The organism is Flavihumibacter sp. (genome assembly GCF_036676075.1).
In the GTDB taxonomy this organism is placed as follows: Bacteria; Bacteroidota; Bacteroidia; order Chitinophagales; family Chitinophagaceae; genus Flavihumibacter.
Window position 1 is genome coordinate 39,324 of sequence record NZ_JAKFDQ010000011.1, and the last position, 24,016, is coordinate 63,339.

Sequence of the window (24,016 nt, forward strand, 5' to 3'; positions counted from 1 at the left end):
GTAATCAGGTTAAATAGTTGAACGAAGAATTTCTGCAAACTGCCACACTTCTTCAAACTTATTATAGAGGGGAACAGGTGCAACCCTTATAACGTTGGGCTCACGCCAGTCGGCATATACGCCCTCTTTGGAAAGTTTGTCAAAGATCTCCTTTCCATTTTTGTGCATGAGCATTGACACCTGGCAACCTTTTTCATTATGTGATCGTGGAGTTATTACTTCTATCATTGATGAGGATACCTTATTAATATCGTCAAGTAAAAAAAGCAGGTAATCGCTAAGTAGCTGACCTTTTTGATAAACTGCTGCAAAGCCTGCCTCCTCAAATATTTCGAGTGAGGCACGCATAGAGGCCATCATTATTGGAGATGGTGTACTTAGCTGCCAACCTTCGGCAGACGGCATGGGAACAAAACCCTTCTTCATCAGGAAGCGGGTCTCTTTTTCATAACCCCACCATCCTGCAAATCGTTGAATGTGTTTATCGTTATGGTATCGTTCATGGATATACGCTGCACCAACTGCACCCGGACCCGCATTAAGGTATTTATAAGAGCACCAGCAGGCGAAGTCGACGTCCCATTGATGCAGATGAAGCATTACATTACCTGCGGCATGGGCGAGGTCGAATCCTGCTTTAGCACCAACTGAATGGGCTGCATCCGTTATGGATGCCAAATCAAAAAGCTGCCCGGTGTAATAATTAATGCCACCCCATAATACGAGGGCGAGATCATTACCCGTTTTGTGAATCATTGATATAATGTCCTCATGTCTTACAGTATGCTCACCTTCACGAGGGCCCACTTCAACAAGAATATCATCCGGTTCCAATCCCAGCGCCTTAAGATGCGATTCAAACATATACTGATCAGAAGGAAATGCTTTTGCTTCACAGATGATCTTTTTTCTCTGCCCCTCCGGACGATAAAAGCTCACCATCATCAGGTGCAGGTTAACCGTGAGCTGGTTCATCACCACGATCTCTTGTGGAAGTGTTCCAAGGATATTTGCCAGTGGTTTTACCAGGTGCCCATGATAATCGATCCAGGGGTCATCGCCCATAAAAAAACTTTCTACTCCATGGCGGCTCCACTGTTGCATCACTTTGTCAATGAAGGACGCTGTTCGTTTTGGTTGCAGGCCAAGGGAATTACCCAGGAAATAGATCTGTTCTCTTCCGTTTTCAACCGGAATGATAAATGATGATCTGGCAGCTCTTAATGGATCGGCTGCATCCAGTGTGCGTGCAAATTCGGGGGAATTATTCAAGGAGGTTGATTTTAGGTTTAATGCTTAAATAGTTCCTGTTCTTCCGCCATCTACCGGTATGCTGGTTCCATTCACATAAGCTGCGGCGGGTGATGCGAGGAAAGCAACAACAGCAGCGATCTCACTGGCAGATCCGAAGCGTTTTGCCGGCACTTCTGCAGCCATGGCAGCTGATTGCTCCTCTACTGAAATTCCTTTATCGGCAGCGAGCGTGTTTGCAAGGCTTTCAAGCCGGGCTGTGCGGGTAAATCCAGGTAATACATTGTTTACTGTAATACCGAAACCGCCCAGTTCATTGGCCAGCGTTTTGGCCCAGGAAGCCACTGCCCCACGTGTGGTATTAGATACGCCGAGGTTATTAAGCGGAATCTTAACCGAAGTAGAAATTATATTAATGATACGTCCATAGCCTTCCAGCTTCATTGCAGGTACAACAGCCTGCACCAATATCTGGTTGGCGACAAGATGTTGTGTAAAGGCAACAATAAACGCATCAGGTTCCGCATTTATGATTGGTCCGGCTGCTGGTCCGCCAGTATTATTAACCAGTATGGTTATGTGCTTTTCGGAAACGATTTTTTGGATTGCATTTCGGATGGAAGCAGGGTCAGCAAAATCAGCAACAGCATAGGAATGTTGCTGGTTTTCTGAAGATGGTAGTTGAGAAACAATTTCCCGGAGTTTTTCTTCATTACGAGCAAGCAATATGCAATTAGCTCCAAGCGCAGCGAGTTCAATAGCCGAAGCCAAACCAATGCCCTGGGTACTACCACATACCAGCGCTGTCTTACCTTTTAGTGAAAGATCCATATGGGATTGATTTACTCGTTAGTGAAAAGATCGGGATAATCGGTTATGATTCCATCCACCCCCATTGTTTTCAGTGCTTGGATAGTCTCCTTATCATTAACTGTCCAGGGAATAATCTTCATCCCCTTATCGTGACAAAAACTAATCAGCGATGGTGTTACCAGCAGGAAATACGGGCTATAAATATCTGGCACAAATCCTAATTCAGCCAGTTGCTGGTCAGGGGATTTATTATCGGTTCCTTCTACAAGAGCTGCTGTTCGAATTCCTTTATAGCGGTTGTGAACTTCCTTTAAGGTCCTGAAATCAAAGGATTGGATAATAACCCGATCACTAATTTCCTTCTCCATAATCACTGCCATTAAAAGGTCAACAAATTCTGTGGGAGAAGGATGAAAAATACCGTCTGATGATGGCTGTGATTTTGTCTCGATATTATAGAAAGGAAGGGAGCGTCCATTTTGTTTAGCATGCGCTTCGGCACTATCGATCACCTCTGATAGTAATGGTTTGGTAGCAGGAAGATTCTTCTGGCGTGGGAACCGTGGGTGTTGTTTTGAACCAACATCAATCATCCTTGTTTCCTCATAAGACATTTTGAAGATGTTGTATTGCTTTTCATTTTCCGCTGTTATTGGAACAACACCCGGGTGGGTGCTGATATCATGATTAAAAAAAGGTTCATGCGACAATATCACCTTACGATCTGCGGTAATAACAACATCCATTTCAAGGGTTGTCACTCCCAGCTCCAGGGCCTTCATCATAGCCGGAATTGTATTTTCCGGCATCAGTCCTCTTGCACCTCTGTGGCCTTCCATATCAAAAGAAGGTAAAGGTGTTTTTGGCATATTCGTTTTAGTTGCGCTACAACCTGAAAGGATTGTAATGAAAAGTAAAAACAAGAGGTTTACGTACATAGTTCAGCATTGTTGGAGCAAGGTAATATTGTTGCTATGCTACTACTTCAACAACCCTGGTAGCTGCAAAATTTGCATTTCGCATAGCAATACTCCTGGCTGCCAGCCCTGCAAATTCTTCAAATGCTGCTTTTGAAACAGCATCATCTGTCATCATGATGGGAACGCCTTTATCACCACCTTCGCGAATGCTTTGAACCAATGGGATCTGGCCCAGGAAAGGAATATCATATTCTTCTGCGAGTCTTTTGCCTCCTTCCTTTCCGAAGATATAATACTTGTTTTCGGGCAGTTCTGCAGGTGTAAAGTAACTCATGTTTTCAACGATGCCTATGATAGGCACTTTGATCTGTGCCTGTCCAAACATGGCTATACCTTTTTTAGCATCAGCGAGCGCTACATCCTGAGGAGTAGTGACCACCACCACCCCTGTTACAGGAACGGTTTGCATAAGAGTAAGGTGAATATCACCCGTACCCGGCGGCATATCGATCACCAGATAATCGAGCTCATCCCAGAACACATCAGTCACAAACTGCCTGATGGCGCTGCTGGCCATTGGTCCGCGCCACACAACAGCATTTTTTTCATCCACCAGCAGGCCTATGCTCATTAGTTTTATGCCATAGCGTTCGAGGGGAACGATCAGACCTTTATCACCATTATCCATCATCTTTGGTCTTTCACCGCGAACGCCAAACATGATGGGAACGGATGGTCCATAAATATCTGCATCCATCAATCCAACTTTTGCTCCGCCCTGTGATAAGGCAAGGGCAAGGTTGGCAGAAACGGTGCTTTTCCCCACTCCACCTTTTCCACTCACAACTGCAATGATATTTTTGACTTTAGGAAGTATCGCGCCGGTGTCTTTCCTTACAGAACTTGTGTTGGCGGTAAAGTTCACGGTAACATTGGCCTCCTTGTTTACCAAAAGGCGGATTGCATTTATGGATGCATTTTTCATCAGGTCTTTCATAGGGCAGGCGGGCGTGGTGAGAACTATGGTGAAGCTCACATCATCGCCATTTACAGAAAGGTCTTTAACCATGTTCAATGTAACAATATCGCTACCCAGATCGGGCTCCTGAACATTTCTAAGTGCCTGTAATATTTGATCTTGCGTCATTATTGGACTTTTGTAGGGTAATTTTAGTGCAAAATTAACCAATGCAAGCCGTAAAATGTTGAGTCAGGTTTGCAAGAGTCTATATATTTGAAGCGATGAAGCGAATTATACCTCTTTTCATAATAAGTTTTTTTGTTATCTGTAGTAAGGCAAATGCGCAATTTGAACAGATCAAGGATTCTGTTGTGCAATTATATGGAGTTGTAATGACTGCCGACAGCCTGCAGGCAATTCCCTCCGTTAGTATCACTATTAAGGGGGGAAGAAGAGGAACTATAACAAACGATCAGGGTGTATTTTCTATAGTGGTGATGAAGGGTGACAAAGTAGAATTTACCAGCATAGGTTATAAACCAAAACTGGTTGAGGTGCCTCGTGATATAGAAGGAAATCAATACAGTGTTGTGCAGTTAATGGTCACAGATACACAGTATCTTCCTGCAACTATTATAAGACCGAGACCAACCCGCGAACAATTCGAACGTGATTTTGTGAATACGCAGATCCCGGATGATGATCTTGAAATTGCGCGTCGTAATACGGATGAACAAACCCGCAGGGCTTTGATGAATATTCTTCCTGCTGATGGCAGGGAGGCTGCCAACTACACATTACGGAAGCAGGCCCAACGATATTCTTATGCGGGTCAAACACCTCCTATCAACCTCATGAATCCGGTCGCCTGGGCAGAGTTTATCAGGGCCTGGAAACGAGGTGATTTTAAAAGCAAGAAGTAGCGCTAGTTTTGTTCCTTAAAAAATAATTATGTTTCATAAGATTGCTGTGATTGGTGCAGGTACTATGGGGAATGGTATTGCACATGTATTTGCCCAAAAAGGATTTGAGGTGAACCTGGTAGATGTTAACCAGGATCAGTTGGCCAAAGCGTTACAGACCATCAGTAAGAATATGGAACGCCAGGTTACCAAGGGGACGCTTTCTGCAGATGAAAAAAACAGCGCATATGGCAGGCTGCATACATATAATACGCTAAAGGAAGGCTTACATGATGTTGCGCTTGTTGTGGAAGCGGCAACAGAAAACACGGAACTTAAGCTTAAGATATTTAAGGAGCTTGATGAGTTAGCTCCGAAAGAGGCAATCCTTGCAAGCAATACATCCTCTATATCAATAACCCGAATAGCAAGTGCTACCAGCCGACCGGAGAAAGTGATAGGTATGCATTTTATGAATCCGGTTCCCCTAATGAAGCTTGTAGAGATCATCAATGGATATGCTACAGATGCTGGTGTTACGGATTCAATTGTTGCCCTCTCCAGACAACTGGATAAAATACCCTGTGTTGTTAATGATTATCCAGGTTTCATTGCTAACAGGATCCTGATGCCAATGATAAATGAAGCTATTTACAGTTTATATGAAGGAGTAGCTGGTGTTGAAGAAATTGATACGGTTATGAAATTAGGTATGGCCCATCCGATGGGGCCGCTTCAACTGGCAGACTTTATTGGTCTGGATGTTTGCCATAGTATCCTCAAGGTGTTACAGGACGGTTTTGGGAATCCCAAATATGCACCCTGCCCCCTGCTTACCAATATGGTCACAGCAAAGAAATTTGGTATAAAAACCGGTGAAGGATTTTACTCTTACACGCCGGGTTCCAAAGAGCTTGTAGTAAGCGATCGCTTTAAGAACCAGAATCTTTTTTAGGAACGATTCTGTATGCACCCGAATCCACAATAATTCCTGTTGGTTTTTTTCTGCTACGCGTTGAATCGCGGGCAGAATTATTCAATGCGTTATTTTTTATGGTATCAGGTAAAGGAATAAGCGTGCCTGCTTCTCTACCCGCATCGGGTATTGGGGAGCCGGGAGAACCGGCTATGCTATCCACATTAATGAGCTGGGAAGAATCTGGTTGCAAAAGCGGATCCTGTATTATTAAAGGGCCGGAATCTACTGATCCTCTCCTATTTGTTATACCTGGACTGCTATCAGTAAGGAATGGAATGGCATTTCTATTCACGGTTGAATTGCCAATATCAACTTCTTCATAATTTTTAACTGGTACATTAACTGGCATCGATGTGGGAGATAGAATCTTGTTTCTGGACATCAGAATCAGAATTACAGAACCCACAACTAACAGAAAGGACCATCCCACCCAGGAAAGATCAGGTACAGTGGGTGAAACCGGACCTGGTTCAGGATCGCCCCCAAAATCATCATCATCGGAAGACGGTGAATCGTCGAGTTCCTTTTCGATACGAAGCCATATCGCATCCGCCATTTCGGGTAATGGTGGAAGTTGTTCCAGCTTTGCGGCTATTAATTGTTCATATGGTGTGGCCTGGCTCATTTAAAATTTTCGTGAAGGATCTTTTGCTGCAGAAATTTCCGGGCTTCGCTCAGGTGCCATTTACTGGTGCCTTCGCTGATGGAGAGTTTCTCTGCGATCTCCCGGTGGTTATAACCATCAACGGCATACAGAACAAAAACTGCGTGTGTTGCGGGAGGTAATTGCTGGATCATCGTCATCAGCTCTTTGGCATCCAGTTGCTCGATAGCTGCATTGTTGATATTGGGAGCAGCTACTGTTTCCATTTCAAGTTCTATTTCATCGCCGAATTTTTTTCTTGATTTAATATGATCAAGTCCCTCATTAATTACTATCCTTTTCAACCAGGTTTTAAAGCTACCCTTTGAAGGATCAAAAGTTTTAATACTTCTGAAAACTTTCACGAAAGCATGACTGAGAATATCTGCGGCATCAGCTTCATCGCGTGAATAGCGTTGGGCAATAACCATGGCAAAGGCATAGTTCTGGCGGTATAGCAACTCCTGTGCCTTGCGGTTGTTTGCTATACAGCCGTCAATTATTGTTTCTATGGTCAGTTGATCGCTCAAGTAAATTATTGCTCCTGGTTGATGTCCTGCTTTCTTTTTAACATCAGCGCTGAAGATACGGCTGCTGTCACCATTTTGTAGGCCGGGTCCATATCATTCACCATCCATACCTGGTTGTCAAGGAGATCCACAACACCTATCACACCATTGTCAATAAGCAGTTCGTAACCTGCAAACAATGGTCCTCCCACAACTTTCACATCCTTCCCTTTTGGATTGGTATAATTTCGAATTCTTAATGGCCTTATTTGTATGGTCATATCGCCATTACTGGCATAACCATCCTCCTCTACATAGGGCTGGTCAAAAATTCCGCGTGCTGTATCACGTGCGGCATCGTAGCGGTGAACCATTACAAGCTGCCAGGGTTCAGGTTGGTTATCGGCAAGTAAAACTATGGCTGCAGAAAAAGCGTATTGCACATTTTTAGTGCGGGTTACATCCCCCAGAATTGGTAAGCCTGTTTTGTACACCAATTGTTTCTCGTTGAATTTTTCCATTGCAAAAACTGCAGCGCTATTTGCGCCTTCGCGAATAGTATACTGGAACTTATTCCTTTCATTAACTGACCTGTTATCGGTCCCGATATTGAAAACTTTTACGATCTGGTCTTCCAGTTTGAAACTGATACGGCTGTGCTGGAGGGCTGAAGAAAAATCCCATCCACGCTTCACCGAACTGGTGGTATAATTACCAAAAGACAACTGCTGGTTAATCATCCAGCCATTGAGGCCCGAAACTTTCATTGGTGTTGCGGCAGCCCGGAGGTTGTCCGGTACAGAAACTTTGGCGGCAGTGCAGGAGATCAAAAAAAGAAATGCCAGACTGCAAAGGAATAATAGTTGCTTTTTCATGATAATGTTTATTGTTGTAAAGAGTAAATCACTCATATAAACAATACCCTCCCATGGCACAAAACCGTTGGGTAAGTTAAGGAGCTTTTGCATTTCTTTAACAATTAACAATTAAATTAAATGCAGCTCATGGCATTAGCATTTGGTGGTTTCCACTGTATGAAGATCTTTTAAACGATAGAGCACCTCATCGAGACGGCTGATAGGTATGCCGATGGTAAAAAGACTGAACAATTGAATTTCCTGGGACAGGATGGTGCAATTATACTGTTTGATGATTGTCATTACATCATTCATGGTAGTATAATCAAACTGGAGCCTGTATTTCACTTCAATGGGCTTTTGCACGAAGGGGATCGTCTGCAATACTACTGTTGCAGTGGTTTTATAAGCGTTGATCAAACCAGGAACGCCTAATAATGATCCTCCAAAATAGCGGACTACCACAACCCCAACATTGGTTAATTCTTTGCTATCGATCTGTCCAAGAATAGGCTTGCCCGCTGTACCAGAAGGCTCACCATCATCATTAACCCGGAAACTGTTACCATCAATACCAATCCGGTAAGCAAAACAGTGATGGGTGGCTTTAGGGTGTTCCTTTTTGATAACCTCCAATGTTTTCTTGAATTGATCAACTGAATTTACCGGGAAGGCATAACCAATGAATTTGGAACCCCTGTCGCGGAATTCAGCGGTACCATTTGAATCTATCGTAGTATAATATGTTTTAGTATCCATGTTATCCAAAAGCAATTAAGGCGATGGCGCCCAATGAAACAATAATGCCCAGCCAGTTACTCCTGCTTAGTTTTTCTTTGAATAACAAGGCTGCTACTACTGTGGAAAATGCAACAATAGCCATATTGTTAACCGGTATTATGGCCGAACTATTCCCTTCAAATTTTTTCAACACATTCACCAGGCACCATATAGAAAAATAATTTGGGATACCAATCGCTATTCCTGCCAATACCGCTTTCCAGCTAAGGTATGGTTTCCCGGCAATCAGCTGCCAGAGAAGGATAAAAAAGCCAATAGCAGCAGCAGCGCCAAAAGCTGTTATCAGAAATTCATCGTTATTATTACCGTCAAGAAATCGCTGTTCTGTGTATTTTATTAGGCTATCCAATAAACCGCTACCAATAAATAGTATTATTGGAAGCAAAGCTAACCCAAAGCCAGCCTTTGTATTTTGATTTCGCCGGTTGACGAGATAAATAGCGGGGATACAGAGTACAAGGCCCAAAATCCGAAGAAAAGTGACTTTTTCCTGGTAAAGGAAAATGGATAAGACAAAAGGAATAACCAGCGATAATTTGTAAGCAACGGAGGCAACTGAAATACCAGAACGCTGGGCAGTATATCCGATAAGGTTAAAAAGTGAAATAAACATGCTCCCCATCAGGATCGCCCAGGGAAACCAATTTTCATGTATTAAAGATTGTTTGAATGGCGTATCTCCATTTACTATTGAGCCGGTTATAACGCAGGTGATATAATTAAATACAATTGACTGAAATGTATTGATACCAAACCTTTCCACCAGTTTAAAGGAGAGGATAAGCCAGGAGCTAAGAATTATGCTACCTATGAGGAATAGCATGAGTGAATATCTGTTAAGTAAGTTTCACTTGTTTTAAGCTGGCCAACATTTAAAGATGGAGCGGGGTATCCATTTTCGATAACAAGTGATTTGTTGGTTATGATTCTTGCTTCATCCCAGGTACCGGCATCAAGAAATGACTGAATCAAAAGCGTTCCTCCTTCAACCAGTACTGACTGAATGCCGAGCGTATACAGGTGTTTATTGAGCTGGGAAATCAGGTGATCATTATTCTCTAATCTTATGTAAAGGAGATGATCTTTTGTCTCCTCCTTCTTTTCATTAAAAATTATAGTACGAGGAATATCACCTGGTTTCCAATTATCAGCCGAAAAGATAGCACTGCTATCAGGTACTTTGAGGTGCATATCCAATAAAATCCTTACAGGGTTGCTACCATTCCACAAACGGGTTGTCAGAGACGGGTCATCAATAAGTGCTGTATTTGTTCCGACCATGATGGCAGATTCTTCACTCCGCCACCGATGAACCCTGCGTCCTGAAAATTCATTACTGATCTGCATAGGATGTTTTCCTGCCCCGGCAATACAATTATTTGCTGATTGGGCCCATTTTAGAATGATGAATGGACGCTGATAACGGTGGAATATAAAGAAGCGTCTGTTTATTGAATAACAAGCCTCTTCCAAAACGCCTGTTATCACCTCAACTCCTGCATTTTTTAATCGCGCAACACCCTTTCCACTAACTTTTTCGAAAGGATCAATTATTCCAATTACCACTTTAGGAATTTTGTTCGCGATCAACAGATCTGCACAAGGTGGAGTTTTACCATAATGGGCACAAGGTTCAAGGGAAACATACATGGTGCTTTCAGGGATGAGGTAGCGGTCTTCCTCCTTAACGGATGCAAGGCAATTTACCTCTGCATGCTCCCTTCCATACTGGCGATGAAATCCTTCACCAATTATCCTGTCGTCAAATACAAGCACAGCCCCAACCATGGGATTAGGAGCTACATTACCTAAACCCAGTTCAGCCAACTGCAGGCAACGATGCATGTATTTTTCATGAATGTTCATATAGAATCAAACAAATATAGTACAAGGAGATATAGAAAATGATTAGCCAAGAGATGGATGAGGAAGAGCGGCCAGTGTTCGTTGGATCTCCATAAGCCTTGTGTACTTAAGGAAAGTATAATAGGCGGTCATACTTGCACAGATAAAACCTTCACGACCGTCTATTATTCCCAATCTCAAAATATAATTATACAGGAAGGTATATGTGGGTGAGAAAAACATTTTGAAAGCCGGGTACCTGCTTTTGTTAAAAGCATTCTTCTCGGCCCATAACCATGCATACCGTTGCATTTTATCACAATAATCCTGAATATCATGGATTGAATAATGAAGAACATGACCAGGAACAGTATGGACTTTCATTCTCGAAGAAAGAATAAGTCTTTCATGAACAACTGCCATATCGCAATTGATCATAGTTCGATTGAACAGCTTAATATGTTTCTCGTTTCCCCACTCTCCATAGTGAATAGGTCTATCTCCCAAGAAACTCCGGAAACGAAATTGATAAACTTTTGAATTATCTGTAAGGTCTAAATTGTTTAAAGCAAATCTGGCTTCGCTGTCAAGCGCTTCATCGGCATCCAGAATAAGTATCCAGTCATGTTTTGCTTTTAGGGCTGCCGTCACCCTTGTTTTTCCATAACCTTCCCAGGGGCCGGAATAAAGATTAGCGTTGTACTTCAAAGCTAGTTGAGGCGTATTATCTGTGCTGCCAGTATCATAAACCACCAAATCATCTGAAAGGGCTGAAACGCTTTTCAGAAGCATTTCAATTACATGCTCCTCGTTTTTGCAGATGACCACAATCGAGAAAACTGGCATACTTAAATATACGAAATATACCATGAATTATAAACTATAGAAGGGAGTTCGTTTTTACCTGCTCGTGAAAAAGGAACTGTTGCAGGTATATGTATTCTGAACTGCAGTTTCAATGGCAAGTCGAAACTTACCTGCGGATAAGGATAGTGGTTGGTCAGAGTGTATCGTCAGTTGACCATGCCCGGTAATTAGCTGCCCAATTTTTGTATTTGTGGGAGTAATTGATGATAATTTCCCCTTATGATCGTATGATGCCAGATAAACAGGCAAATGCATATATGGTTGCTGTCCAATAAAAGGAAGAAGTGATTTATTAATGTTAATCGAACATTGTATTTCAACGGAATTGCCTATTCTCCGAATATTCTTAACGGTGAAATATATTCCGGAAAACGAATAGTAGTTTGCAATTACCTGAAGAATTGCTTTTCTATTATCCTGGCTATCAACAACACAAACGGTTTTACATATAATACTGGCTTCACCAGGCCATAGATTATAACTATTTCTGTAATGATTGATGGTATTCAGGGAGAATGAATTTCTGCCGGAGTAAAACCAGTATTTGGAGGCCTGCTGGTATGAATCAATGAAAACAACAGGCTTACCGGCTGCTGCTTCATTAATTTTGGAAGCAAAGATATTATTGTCATGTAATTCATTTCGGCTAAGGTTGTTCACCCAGCCATTGACTGAGGTCATCGAAACCCTGTGAATAAAAATGAATAGCAAAGAAAATGGCAGTGCAAGGAATAGGAATCGTCGCAGAACAATATGGTTTTGCAGATATTGATGGCTCAGCAGGATCATTGGTATAAAAGCAAGGACTGTCCAGTTTGATTCCACGCGAACAAAAAAACTTATTGTAAGGAATATTAAAAAAACACCTGCCATCAGCCACTTTAGGGTTCTGTCGAAATCCTTTTCGGTTCTGAGTTTAAAAGCAGCGAACAATAGCAACCAGCCTGTAACGGGACCTGTTGAAATAAATTGGGATTGCAGAAATTGAAGGGTGAAAGAGGGCCTCCAGGCATCCCTGTGCCTCTCCTGTAAATGATGCATTATACCGCCAAAATCATTTTCATATAACCATAAAAAATGAGGCATCATTAATAACAAGGTCAAAGTTATAACAACCCATGTATGTAATCGAAGAAACAAAAATGGATTTGCAAAGAAGCATACACCCACTAACAGCATTGCATGGTATTTGGAATAAAATGCAAAAGCAATTGCCAGTGCAAGAAAAAGTCCATTTACTACATCACTCTTATTGAGGTATCTCTGAAAAAATATCAAAAAACAAATAGCCGAAAAAATAAACGGACTATCGGGTACTGCAAGATGACCCGAAAGCTGGAAGAGAGAGATACCAGCGATAATCCCATAAAATAAAAGCGGATCCTTCCTGTTTGTAAGAGTCTGCAGGAGAATCAGCGAAACTGTATTCAGCAGGAGGAAGAATAATCTGAGGCCAGTTTCATGGGGCATGATGGCATATCCTGCTCTGGAGAGCCATGAAACCATTGGAGGATGTTCAAAATATCCCCAATCGGGATACCTGCTATAAACCCAATACAATGCTTCATCATCAAGCAGTTCAGTATTGATTGATTGCCAAAAACCCAGCAGAAGCCATGCTGAAAAAAAAAGAATTTTATGATTGGAAGCGATCATTAACCGAAAATATACGCATTCGGTATGCATTCATCGCGGTTATTCCAAGTTTTTTGAGTAGGCGATAGTTGACGATAAGTCCCACCGGCGCACCAATGATAGGAATCAGCTGGGCCATCTTTGCAAGATCAAGGTAGTCGCGATATTCCTGTTGGAAATTTCTCCAATCGAACTGGTGAATATCGTCGGGGAGGTGTTTCTTTTTTTCTTCCCAGTCTTCCATTTTCAGGTATACATTACGCCGATGTTCATGGCTTGAAAAGGCAAGTTCAAAAATATGAAGAAGGTAAACCCTTTCCTTGTAATCGTTGATATCAAACCCGTAAAGGGCCGCGATCTCAAATAGCAATTTGATCTTGATGGTAAGAAGAATTGGGAAATCCGCCAATCCAAGCAAAAGGCCTCCGGCCCCGGTAACCCCTCCTTCTATGGCTGCGGTATTCCGGTAGAATTCAATTTTTTGCATTACAGCCATTTCCTTTGACATGAGTGAATCAAAAGGTTCGGGATTGCTGGTTGTATGCTTTGAACCAAACAGCACTCCGCGGATCATTTGTTTGATGGTAGCTGTAATTGCCTGGTGAACTTTTTCGGGGATAATGGCATTGATACGCTTTTGCATCCTTTTGGAGATGCTATTAAGGAATGAAGGGCGCTTTAGCATTTTGTGCTGCCAGGCGGTTAATTCAGCGATTATTTGTTGCTGGTATACATCCATGCTTTTTATTTATATAATGCCTTCAGATCTTTCTCAAAAAGGGTGAAGGGATGATCATAAAATAATTTAAAATCAGCCTCACTGGGATGGCCTGGAAATGGGGCATAATAGTGCGTGGCACTGGTTGCATCATTTCGCCATACCAGCACGTATGCAAGTTTCAAGCCATTGGTTATAACTGTTCTCAATAGTACATCGGTGAACCATTTTGGGTTTGGAATAGATTCGAGACCAGTTTCTGTGAATGCAGCGAGTTTGCCTGCTTTTTGTGCATATTCCGAAACGATTCTGAGTTTTTTAATGCCTGAAAGCAGATCATATTTTCCATCCCTACCGAAATCACCATAGTTGTCCATACCTACCAGGTCCACCCATTGGTCACCAGGGTATCTTTCCAGAAATTCCGATTCGGTGTTGAATTTATTATCGGGAGAAAATGCATAAATGAAATTGTGTACGCCAAGCGTATCTCTCAAATAACTTACTGTGAATTGCCATAATGTTATGAAATCCTCTTTTGTGCAATGCTTACTTCCCCACCAGAACCAATCACCGTCGAATTCATGATAGGGTCTGAAAATTACCGGTGCCAGGCTACCATCCTTCCCTTTAAGTGATTTTGCCATATCTGCTATTGTAGCCAGAATATCCTTATACTGATGGTGATGCGAACCACCGGGTATTATCAATGGCACAGCAGGCAGGGAAACAGAATCCTTCCAATAAAATCCACCACCTGATGCCGGGTTCGAGAAATGCCAGGATATTGTACTCAATCCACCCCGGTTATATGTATCAGTTATATTCTTAACCAGGTCGGCTTTGTTTTTCTCGATTTCATCTTTGGGTCTTCCTGACAAACCACTTATATCAACGCCAATAACAGCCGGGTGTGATCCTGTTACAGTCTTCACATCTGATCTGTCAGCATCCCCCTGCCACCCATGTCCGTATTCAGTGGCATGCTGGTGACCGAAGAGTATAGAATTCTTTGAGAGCCTTAATAAGTTTCCTGCAAGGGCCCTGGTTTCTTTGGTAGCAAGAGGATCTATCAGGGAGATTCTCTTTTGTGCGGATGCTGTGAGAGAAATTATAATCATGATCAGCAATAGTGCCGGGCAATATTTCATAATGCAGGTTAATACAGATAAAAATGATAACTTTTAGGAAATCTTGGAAATGAAAAGTACACCATTTTTTGTGTTGGCTTTTTTAATAAGTTCATTTATTAATGCATTTGCCATTGAAGACCCCAAAACACTTTCCATAGGTTCAGCAGCGCCTTCATTTAGTTTACCCGGTACAGACGGTAAAACATATACACTGGGGAGTTTTGAAAAAGCAAAAGTGCTAGTGATAGTATTCACCTGCAATCATTGTCCCACCGCACAAGCCTATGAAGACAGGCTGATAAAACTAGCGGAAGATTATCGTGACAAGTCGGTAGGAGTAGTTGCTATTTCTCCAAATGATCCTAAAGCCATCAGGTTAAACGAACTTGACTATACTGATCTCAATGATAGTTTTGAGGAGATGAAGATCAGGGCAGCGCAGAAAAAATTCAACTTCCCATACTTATATGACGGTGAAACCCAGGCTGTATCAAAAGCTTATGGACCTGTGGCCACTCCTCATGTTTTTATTTTTGATGAGAAGAGAAAATTGCGCTACCAGGGACGGATCGATAATGTTGAAAAACCAACGAAAACGCCAACAAGTTTTGATACAAGGGATGCCATTGAGTCATTGATAAACAATCGTGCACCTGCAGTGGAAACAACCAAAGTTTTCGGTTGTTCCATCAAGTGGTCAGAAAAAGAAAACTGGCTTGAAAAAGCAAAAGAAGAATGGGCCAAAGAGCCGGTAATGGTAAAGGACATTGATGTAAACGGTATCAGGGAGTTATTGAAAAATGACAGTAAAAAGCTCCGGATGATCAATGTTTGGGCAACCTGGTGCGGACCCTGTGTTAGGGAATTTCCTGATTTCATAACTATACACCGAATGTACAGAGGGCGCGATTTTGAATTCATCAGTATCAGCGCCGATGATCCTTTGAAAAAGGATAAAGTGATAGAGTTCCTGAAAAAACAGCAGGCATCGGGAAGCAATTACCATTACACAGCTGAGGATAAATATCATCTCATAGAGGCCATCGATCCCAAATGGCCGGGTGCATTACCTTATACCCTCATCGTGGAACCGGGAGGAAAGATTGTATATGCCAAACAGGGCCCTATAGATCCAGCTGAGATCAAAAAAATCATCGTTGATCATCCCTTGATAGGACGATATTTTTAACCTTCCTTTTTCATAGTTCGCACTGCATGATCAACCGCTCTTGCTGTAAGTGCCATATAGGTAAGTGATGGATTCTGAGTAGACGTAGAGGTCATACATGCACCATCCGTAACATATACATTTTTGCATTGGTGTAGCTGGTTCCATTCATTGAGAAGGGATGTTTTTGGATCACGGCCCATGCGCACTCCACCCATTTCATGAATATCCAGTCCCGGCGCCTGTTTAGAATCCTGGGTTTTGATATTTGTAAAGCCTGCATCTGCAAACATTTCAGATACCTGCTCAAAATAATCCTTTAGCATATCCTCATCGTTATTATCATAGGCCATATCGATATGCATAAGAGGTATTCCCCATTCATCTTTTTTACTTGAATCAAGACTAACTCGGTTTGCTTCTTTGGGAATTGTTTCGCCCATAATATGTGAGTTCACCTGCCATGGTCCTGGTTCAGGGTTAAGAAGGGCTGATTTCAATTCATTGCCCCAACCATTTGCAGGCTGGTTTGAACGCCATGCTCCAAAACCCGCAGCATATCCTCTCAGGAAACCGGTTTCCTGTTTAAGAACATTCCTGAAGCGGGGTATGTATCCACTATTAGGTCTTCTTCCCTCGCTGTTCTTATCCTTAAAACCATCATACTCGGCATTAACTCTACCCCTGTAATTATGGAAAGCAACATATTTACCTAATAACCCATTATCATTTCCAAGTCCATTCGGAAATCTTGATGAAGTGGAGTTCAGGAGAATCAGGTTGGTATTAAGTGCTGCCGCGTTTACAAAAATGACTGAGGCAAAATATTCTGTGGCTTTTTTGTTAACGGTATCAATAACTCTTACACCAGTAGCCTTATTTGACTTTTCATCATAGATGATGGATTCAACAACCGAATTAGGTTGAAGCGTCATATTTCCGGTTTTCAGAGCCCAGGGTATGGTAGAGGAATTACTGCTGAAATAGCCTCCGAACGGACATCCGCGCTGGCAGAGATTTCTGTTCTGACACTGAGCCCTTCCCTGGTCGAGATGAATTTGTTGGGGAGTTGTGATATGTGCTGCCCTGCCGATTATTATATGCCTGTCGTTATACCGGGAAGCCACCTTTTCTTTAAAGTACTGCTCCACACAATTGAGTTCCATGGGTGGAAGAAACTCGCCATCAGGTAAGGTTGCAATGCCGTCTTTATTACCGGAGATGCCGGCAAACTTTTCAACATAACTATACCATGGCGCAATGTCTTTATATCTGATGGGCCAATCCACTGCGAAGCCATCCCTTGCCGGGCCTTCAAAATCATAATCACTCCATCGCTGTGTCTGCCTTGCCCAAAGTAGAGACTTTCCACCAACCTGGTATCCACGAATCCAATCAAAAGGTTTATCCTGCACATATGGATGATCGTTATCCTTAACAAAAAAGTGCATCGCATCTTCCCGAAATGCATAACATTTACTAACAACCGGGTTGGCATCAATGATATCACTGGTCAACTGTCCGCGATGCTCAAATTCCCAGGGCATCATATTGGTGGTTGGATAGTCTTTCAGGTGCTTAACATCAGGGCCACGCTCAAGTACAAGTGTCTTATACCCTTTTTCTGTAAATTCTTTTGCAGCCCATCCCCCGCTTATTCCGGAACCTATGACTATTGCATCATAAGTGTTTTCTTTAACGCCTTTCAAATTCAGGTTTCCCATAATCAGGATTTTATTGTTGAAGTGGTAACCGGTACGCAGCCATGGTATTTACCGGGAATAAGTTTATAGGGAACAAGTTTTGTCATCACATATTCGGATTGTGTATAGCCAAAAACTACCAACCGCCTGAAAGGGTCAAGAAATCCCGGAATCTCGTTGTTGTCAGACTTTTGAGAAACTTTTTTCAATAGACTGAGCTTTCCTTCTTCCTCTTTTTCATCCAGAACATCTGCTCCATTTTTTCTGAGGTACTCCTGCATTGCTTTCAATCCCCTCACAAATTTTTCCTGTTCTTCTCTATTGAAACAATCATCAACCATTTTTAAAGCAAATAAATGAGCTCCTAAATCAGCCGCACCTGGAGAATCACCAGGGGGAATAATTGCATTAGCGAGGGAAAAGAGCAGCTTTTCCTGATCGGGGGTAATTTGAATTTTTTTCAGTTGGATTGATAGCTGGTCCTGCTTGTAAACACAGGATGGAAGGAACGCTATACCAGCACCCATCCAGACCATATGCCTGATTAAGTCTCTTCGATTCATTTGGCTTGCAATTTTATGTTAACACCCATGCCGAAGAATAAATATACCATTATCGATAATTATTCTGTCATAATTTTACCAGCTAAAGCACTTCATTTGCCTGTTTCTGTTTACCTTATTACTCCCCCATTCACACAGCTTAATACTCCTTACCCGGCAACTGCATACCTGAAAGGTTTTTTAAATACAAAAGGTATCAGTTCATTTCAGTCTGACCTTGGGATTGAGGTAACGCTTGCGATATTTTCTTCAAAGGGGCTGAGGCAGCTATTTGATATGATCGATCCTGAGAAACCGGATCTGTCAGAAAATGTAATCCGAATATTAGCCCTGAAGGAGGATTATATACAAACAATAGATAATGTAATAACATTTTTGCAGGGCAAGAATCCGACGCTGGCGCATTTAATCAGCAAGCGTGATTTCCTCCCTGAAGCAAGCAGGTTCGAGCAGCTTGAGGACCTGGTTTGGGCCTTTGGAAGCATGGGCACCCAGGATAAGGCAAAACATCTGGCCACCATGTACCTGGAAGATCTATCTGATCTTATCAGGGAGACGGTGGATGAACATTTTGGCTTTAGCCGGTATGCAGAGAAGCTGGCACGTTCAGCCAACAAATTTGATGAGCTATATAGCGCTTTACAAAAAAACCTCAGTTATATAGATCAATTGCTGATTTCCTGCCTTGAAGAGAAGGTAAAGGAGTTAGCCCCCAAGCTTGTGGCGATATCAGTACCCTTTCCTGGAAACCTTTATGCTGCATTAAGATGTGGTCAATGGATCAAAAAAAATTATCCCGGGATCAAGGTATGCATGGGTGGTGGTTTTCCCAATACGGAACTCCGTTCACTTTCGGATGCAAGGGTGTTTGAATTCGTTGATTATATAACACTCGATGACGGTGAGGCACCAATTGAGCAGTTGATAAAAAATATAGAGAATAACACCCCTGTTGAATCACTAAAACGGACATTTCTCTTACAAGACGGTGTGGTAACATACATAAATAATGGAAGTTGTTCGGATTACAAACAAGGCCAGGTAGGCACGCCTGATTACAGCGATTTCCTGCTGAACAGTTATATCAATGCTATTGAGATTATCAATCCAATGCATAGCCTCTGGAGTGATGGCAGGTGGAACAAACTCACTATGGCTCATGGTTGTTATTGGGGTAAATGCACATTCTGCGACATCTCGCTGGATTATATCAAGCTTTATGAACCTTTGACTGCCTCACTAATTTGTGACCGCATAGAAGAGATGATTGCACAGACGGGTACAAACGGATTCCATTTTGTTGATGAAGCTGCTCCCCCTGCACTTATGAGGGCATTAGCACTTGAAATACTACGTAGGAAACTTATCGTTAGCTGGTGGACCAATATCAGGTTTGAAAAAAGCTTTACGCGCGACCTTTGTTATTTACTCAAAGCATCCGGTTGCATCGGCGTGTCAGGGGGGCTGGAAGTAGCTTCCGACAGGTTACTCCAACTTATTCGTAAGGGAATCACTGTAGGCCAGGTAGCAAGGGTCAACAAGCATTTCACGGATGCCGGAATTATGGTACATGCTTACCTTATGTATGGCTTTCCTACCCAAACGGCACAGGAAACGATCGATTCGCTGGAAATGGTCAGGCAGTTTTTTGAGGCAGGAATTTTACAAAGTGCGTTCTGGCACCAGTTCACTATGACGGCCCATAGTCCGGTGGGATTAGAACCGGAAAAATTTAAAGTGAAGGCGCTGAAGGCGGCTGAAATAAGTTTTGCGGATAATGATGTTGAACATCTGGATCCAACCGGCGCTGATCATTCCAGTTTCGCCTATGGATTAAAAAAATCTTTATTGAATTACATGCATGGTGCGTGCATCGACTACCCATTACATCGCTGGTTTGATTTCAAGACCCCAAAACCTTCTGTGGCACCTGACCATATAGTCAAGGCCCTGGAGCAGGAAGAATTAATATCAAATAAACCTACTGCTAAAATAATATTCATTGGACATCAACCCCAGTTACATATAGTTACTAAAACAAAAAAGGGACAGTCGTGGGAAAATGCAGAATTGACCTTTCATAGCCGTAAGGGTACCCAAACCATAAGAATTGGAAAGGATGAAGGCATTTGGTTATCGGAATTATTACCGAAGCTTGCAATCTCCGAGTCAACTACCATGACCAGACAAGAAATCCGTGAACATTACGAAGCGGCCGGGTTACCTGATTTTGAACTATTCTGGGATAATAAACCAATGAACTCACTTTATAAAGCCGGTTTGCTTAGTTTGTAGAAGGCACTGCTTTGGCAGCCTGCTCTTTTAATTTTTCTTCCTTTCTAAGGTCACGTTGCTCCTGTCGTTTTTGTTTACGTATTTCTTTCTCCACTTTTCGAACCTTGCGATTTTCGCGCTTTACTTTTCTTTCAGCCTTTTTAGCTTTTCTTTCGGCGCGCTCAATCTTTGACCGCTGCTTCTGGTATGCTTTTTCATCTGTTTGGGCATAGCCTGATAATCCAAGTAATAAAACAGACAAGAGAACAAAAAAGAACTTCCTGAACATGATTAAATAATTATGTTATAAGGTAATCATTTTTCAAGCAAACGAAGTGCTTTTGATAAATCATTTGAATCGATCAATACACCGGCGAAAAGATCCCCTTTCTTAGCAAGCCGGGCAGGCATGCTGCGTATGGTAAATGCGGCAGGCGACAAATCAGGATTCACTTCTTTCCATTCCAGCGCAGCTGAAACTTGTGCTCCTTTAACGGGGCGCAAGCTATAAACCGATGCTAATGTTTGACCAGAGCGGTTTTGCAGAAAATCGATATATATTTTATTGCCTCTTTTTTTCAAAGAACGAACTATACTGGTTGTATCGGGTAATTTTTCATGCACCATGCTTGCAATCAGTTTTGCGAAATTCCGGACAGTATCATAATCGTATTTGTTCTTAAGTGGTATATAAACATGCAAACCAGATGCGCCTGAAGTTTTGCAGTATGCTGAAAGCTTTGCCTTATCACATATTTCCTTTACAACCAATGCAACATCAACTACTTCTTTAAACGTGTTTTTATCAGAGGGATCAATATCAATGGATAGCCAGGTAGGATTATCTGGTTTCTGGGTTCTACTGTTCCATGGATTCATTTCAATACATCCGAGGTTAGCAAGATAGAGCAGGGTCTTTTGATTATTGCAGACTATATAGTCGATCACCTTATTACTGCTTTCACTCTTTACCGGAAACACTTTTACAAAAGATGGTGCATTCTCACCTGCGTCCTTATGATAAAATCCCTCATCCTTTATTCCATTAGGATTTCGCTTTAATGACATAGGCCTGTCTTTGAGATGGGGGAGAATAAATTCAGCAACTGCTGCATAATAATTTATAAGATCACCCTTTGTATACCCTTCATCGGGCCAGAATATCTTTTGTTGATTTGTGAGGGCAACTCCATGCGCTTTTGCTACCGGCTTTTCATGGGGAATTTCTTCATTAAGATCCTTTAAAGGTTTATCGTTTCTCAGGCGAAGAAAAACAGGATGACGGAAAATGTTTTCAGAGGTTAATTCTGTATAGCCTATATCCGCAACCAATTTTGGTTTCACCCAGGTAACAACCCCATTCAAAGGAACTTTTTCTTTAAAGGGTGAAACGTCAGTATGTAATTTAGCAAGCTTGTCTTTTATAGATTTTAAGAGACTTGTATTAAATCCAGTTCCAACATGTCCACGGTATTGCCATGCTTTACCTTTTTTACCAGCGAGTATCAGAGAACCAAAATGCTCACGACTTCCTTTTGGTTCAGTAAACCCCACAATAACTGCCTCACTACTCTGTACGTTCTTGATCTTTAACCACTGTTTACTTCTGTAACCACGACTATAACTGCTATCTGATTTTTTTGCGATAACGCCTTCGAGCCCTTTTTCCCGGGCCAGTTCAAAAAATTCAATTCCCCTTTCTTCAACATGATCACAGTATTTTATTACAGGATCTTTGGGTAATAATTTTTTCAGGATTTTCTTCCGATCAATTAATGGCAGTTCTTCCATATTCTTTCCTGACAATGACAGAATATCAAAAACATAGAAGATCAGCGGTAAGGAGGTATTTGATTCATAGTTCTGTAATTTCTGAAAGTCGGGCAAATTATGTTCGTTCAATAAAACGATCTCCCCATCAAGTATACAATCATGCTTGATCTTTTGAAGGTGTTGCTGTATTGGTGGGAAACGTTTCTGAAGGTCAATCCCGTTTCTTGAATAAAGCCGATTGCTCTTACTATTAATTTCTGCTATTGCCCTGTAACCATCCCATTTTATTTCAAAAATCCATTCCTTATCATCAAAAGGCATCTTCTCTATTGATGCCAGCATTGGCTTCACCGGTTCTTCTAACTTTATACCTTTACCATGACGGATGCTGGCTATCGGGGCTTCTTCTTTTGTGGCAGTGCTATCTGCATCCTTATGCTTTATCAGAAGCCAGTTCTTTTCATCCTTCATCCTGACTAATACAAATTCACCCTTTAATTTTTTTCCTTTCAACAATACTTTCAGTTCACCTTTTTTCAGAGCGAGTAGTGCTGCCCGTTCAGAAATTGGTTGATGCTTTCCATCTACCGGCACAAACTTTCCATTATCCCATATCTCCACTTTACCAGCGCCGTAATTGCCTTTGGGAATAATTCCTTTGAAGTCAATATAGTCGACGGGATGATCCTCCGTTTGAACGGCCAGTCTTTTATCAGCGGGATCAAGTGAGGGACCTTTTGGCACAGCCCAGCTTTTCAATACACCTCCAAGTTCTAGTCTGAAATCATAGTGAAGTCGTGTAGCCTGGTGCTTTTGAACTACGAAACGAAAAGAGCTTTCCCCCAGTTTCTTACCTGCTGGTTCTGAGGTTTGAGAAAAATCTCTCTTTTTCTTGTACGTTGCGAGACTCATGAAACTTTACGTTTGGATGTAGATAAACTAGCTTTTAATTGTTCCATCAGATCTTTTGAGTTGGAGTGTACAACCTTCATTTGCGGAACTTCCACTGCTTTTCCTTTTGATTTGGCCCTGATGAGTTTCATCAGTTTATCACTGTATTCATCTTTGAAGGAGCTTATATCAAACTTTTTGGTGAGTTGATCTACAAGGCTGAGTGCCATCTTAAGTTCAGCGGGGGTAGCTTTTGTTGCCGGAATCTTTAACTCTTTTGGAGACCGCAACTCCTGTTCAAACCGGATGCGATTAAGTACGAGGGCATTATCCTGAGCTTTTATCACACAAAGATGTTCACGGTTATGCATGACGAAACTACCTATTGCCGCCTTACCCGATTTCTTAAGTGCATCTCTTAGTAAGGCATATGCACGAACACCTGTTTTATCTGGTTCAAGGAAATAAGGCATCTCGAAATAATTGGGATCGATCTCTGCCAGTTTCACAAATTGTGAGATGCCTATATGCTTTGTCTTCTCCGGACTGGCTTTTTCGAAATCTTCCTTATCAAGTACAACATATTTATCATTGAGCATGAATCCCCGAACGATATTCTCCCATACAACTTCCTTTCCGGTTTTTTCATTGACCCGTTTAAACCTGATATTGGCATGATCCTTTTTGTCGAGCATATCAAAATCAAGATTGCTTTCTTCGACGGCGCTGTACATTTTGACCGGTATATTAACCAGGCCAAAGCCTAAGGACCCTGTCCAGATCGCTTTCATAACACAATTGTTTGAGGAC

The 24,016-nt window shown here is 42.0% G+C and carries 23 protein-coding genes; 4 read left to right on the forward strand and 19 right to left on the reverse strand.

Annotated elements, in window-relative coordinates:
* Positions 1–9: 9 nt before the first annotated feature.
* The 4 genes from kynU to V6M43_RS14255 form a co-directional block, all read right to left on the reverse strand.
* Positions 10–1,272: a kynureninase gene (kynU, locus tag V6M43_RS14240; RefSeq protein ID WP_332736365.1), complete on the reverse strand. Its 1,263-nt coding sequence runs from the start codon at positions 1,270–1,272 to the stop codon at positions 10–12.
* A gap of 24 nt (positions 1,273–1,296) precedes the next feature.
* Positions 1,297–2,082, reverse strand: a complete 786-nt coding sequence (locus tag V6M43_RS14245; protein ID WP_332736366.1) for an SDR family oxidoreductase — start codon at positions 2,080–2,082, stop codon at positions 1,297–1,299.
* A gap of 11 nt (positions 2,083–2,093) precedes the next feature.
* A complete protein-coding gene (locus V6M43_RS14250; RefSeq protein WP_332736368.1) occupies positions 2,094–2,933 on the reverse strand; it encodes a glycerophosphodiester phosphodiesterase in 840 nt (279 codons plus the stop codon).
* A 103-nt stretch (positions 2,934–3,036) separates the two neighbouring features.
* Positions 3,037–4,131, reverse strand: coding sequence for an Mrp/NBP35 family ATP-binding protein (locus V6M43_RS14255; RefSeq protein WP_332736370.1), 1,095 nt, complete (start codon positions 4,129–4,131; stop codon positions 3,037–3,039).
* A 95-nt stretch (positions 4,132–4,226) separates the two neighbouring features.
* On the opposite strand from V6M43_RS14255, the gene V6M43_RS14260 reads away from it, so the two are divergent.
* Complete coding sequence (locus tag V6M43_RS14260) at positions 4,227–4,868, forward strand: carboxypeptidase-like regulatory domain-containing protein (RefSeq protein ID WP_332736372.1); 642 nt, start codon at positions 4,227–4,229, stop codon at positions 4,866–4,868.
* Between the two features lie 28 nt (positions 4,869–4,896).
* Positions 4,897–5,802, forward strand: coding sequence for a 3-hydroxyacyl-CoA dehydrogenase family protein (locus tag V6M43_RS14265; protein WP_332736374.1), 906 nt, complete (start codon positions 4,897–4,899; stop codon positions 5,800–5,802).
* On the opposite strand, the gene V6M43_RS14270 is transcribed toward V6M43_RS14265, so the two are convergent.
* The 10 genes from V6M43_RS14270 to V6M43_RS14315 are packed head-to-tail and all read right to left on the reverse strand — an operon-like array spanning position 5,780 to position 14,822.
* On the reverse strand, positions 5,780–6,451 hold the full coding sequence (locus V6M43_RS14270) for a hypothetical protein (RefSeq protein WP_332736376.1): 672 nt from the start codon (positions 6,449–6,451) through the stop codon (positions 5,780–5,782). The genes V6M43_RS14265 and V6M43_RS14270 overlap by 23 nt on opposite strands.
* Complete coding sequence (locus V6M43_RS14275) at positions 6,448–6,999, reverse strand: RNA polymerase sigma factor (RefSeq protein WP_332736378.1); 552 nt, start codon at positions 6,997–6,999, stop codon at positions 6,448–6,450. Before V6M43_RS14275 ends, V6M43_RS14270 begins: the two co-directional genes overlap by 4 nt.
* 5 nt (positions 7,000–7,004) lie before the next feature.
* Complete coding sequence (locus tag V6M43_RS14280; RefSeq protein ID WP_332736380.1) at positions 7,005–7,946, reverse strand: hypothetical protein; 942 nt, start codon at positions 7,944–7,946, stop codon at positions 7,005–7,007.
* Positions 7,947–7,988: 42 nt separating this feature from the next.
* Positions 7,989–8,594 (reverse strand): IMPACT family protein, encoded by a 606-nt coding sequence (locus V6M43_RS14285; RefSeq protein WP_332736382.1) that lies wholly within the window; start codon positions 8,592–8,594, stop codon positions 7,989–7,991.
* A 1-nt stretch (position 8,595) separates the two neighbouring features.
* On the reverse strand, positions 8,596–9,459 hold the full coding sequence (locus tag V6M43_RS14290; protein ID WP_332736384.1) for an EamA family transporter: 864 nt from the start codon (positions 9,457–9,459) through the stop codon (positions 8,596–8,598).
* On the reverse strand, positions 9,444–10,502 hold the full coding sequence (gene ribD / locus V6M43_RS14295; protein ID WP_332736386.1) for a bifunctional diaminohydroxyphosphoribosylaminopyrimidine deaminase/5-amino-6-(5-phosphoribosylamino)uracil reductase RibD: 1,059 nt from the start codon (positions 10,500–10,502) through the stop codon (positions 9,444–9,446). The genes V6M43_RS14290 and ribD overlap by 16 nt, the downstream gene beginning before the upstream one ends.
* A 42-nt stretch (positions 10,503–10,544) precedes the next feature.
* Complete coding sequence (locus V6M43_RS14300; protein WP_332736388.1) at positions 10,545–11,327, reverse strand: glycosyltransferase family 2 protein; 783 nt, start codon at positions 11,325–11,327, stop codon at positions 10,545–10,547.
* Between the two features lie 54 nt (positions 11,328–11,381).
* Positions 11,382–13,034: an ArnT family glycosyltransferase gene (locus V6M43_RS14305; protein WP_332736389.1), complete on the reverse strand. Its 1,653-nt coding sequence runs from the start codon at positions 13,032–13,034 to the stop codon at positions 11,382–11,384.
* The gene (locus V6M43_RS14310; protein WP_332736390.1) at positions 12,985–13,722 is read right to left on the reverse strand and encodes an EcsC family protein; all 738 of its coding nucleotides are present in this window, start codon (positions 13,720–13,722) and stop codon (positions 12,985–12,987) included. Before V6M43_RS14310 ends, V6M43_RS14305 begins: the two co-directional genes overlap by 50 nt.
* A gap of 5 nt (positions 13,723–13,727) precedes the next feature.
* The gene (locus V6M43_RS14315) at positions 13,728–14,822 is read right to left on the reverse strand and encodes a glycoside hydrolase family 26 protein (RefSeq protein WP_332736391.1); all 1,095 of its coding nucleotides are present in this window, start codon (positions 14,820–14,822) and stop codon (positions 13,728–13,730) included.
* 79 nt (positions 14,823–14,901) lie between these two features.
* On the opposite strand from V6M43_RS14315, the gene V6M43_RS14320 reads away from it, so the two are divergent.
* Positions 14,902–16,023, forward strand: a complete 1,122-nt coding sequence (locus V6M43_RS14320) for a redoxin family protein (protein ID WP_332736392.1) — start codon at positions 14,902–14,904, stop codon at positions 16,021–16,023.
* Here V6M43_RS14320 and V6M43_RS14325 read toward each other — a convergent pair.
* A complete protein-coding gene (locus V6M43_RS14325) occupies positions 16,020–17,726 on the reverse strand; it encodes a GMC family oxidoreductase (protein ID WP_332736393.1) in 1,707 nt (568 codons plus the stop codon). The genes V6M43_RS14320 and V6M43_RS14325 overlap by 4 nt on opposite strands.
* Positions 17,727–17,728: 2 nt before the next feature.
* Entirely contained in the window at positions 17,729–18,268 is a 540-nt protein-coding gene (locus V6M43_RS14330) for a gluconate 2-dehydrogenase subunit 3 family protein (protein WP_332736395.1), read from the reverse strand.
* Positions 18,269–18,295: 27 nt separating this feature from the next.
* On the opposite strand from V6M43_RS14330, the gene V6M43_RS14335 reads away from it, so the two are divergent.
* On the forward strand, positions 18,296–20,563 hold the full coding sequence (locus V6M43_RS14335; protein WP_332736397.1) for a B12-binding domain-containing radical SAM protein: 2,268 nt from the start codon (positions 18,296–18,298) through the stop codon (positions 20,561–20,563).
* Here the strand turns inward: V6M43_RS14335 and V6M43_RS14340 are convergent.
* The 3 genes from V6M43_RS14340 to ku are packed head-to-tail and all read right to left on the reverse strand — an operon-like array spanning position 20,553 to position 23,997.
* The gene (locus tag V6M43_RS14340) at positions 20,553–20,831 is read right to left on the reverse strand and encodes a hypothetical protein (protein WP_332736398.1); all 279 of its coding nucleotides are present in this window, start codon (positions 20,829–20,831) and stop codon (positions 20,553–20,555) included. The genes V6M43_RS14335 and V6M43_RS14340 overlap by 11 nt on opposite strands.
* 26 nt (positions 20,832–20,857) lie before the next feature.
* Complete coding sequence (ligD, locus tag V6M43_RS14345; protein WP_332736399.1) at positions 20,858–23,227, reverse strand: DNA ligase D; 2,370 nt, start codon at positions 23,225–23,227, stop codon at positions 20,858–20,860.
* Positions 23,224–23,997: a non-homologous end joining protein Ku gene (gene ku, locus V6M43_RS14350; protein WP_332736400.1), complete on the reverse strand. Its 774-nt coding sequence runs from the start codon at positions 23,995–23,997 to the stop codon at positions 23,224–23,226. The genes ligD and ku overlap by 4 nt, the downstream gene beginning before the upstream one ends.
* Between the last annotated feature and the right edge of the window lie 19 nt (positions 23,998–24,016).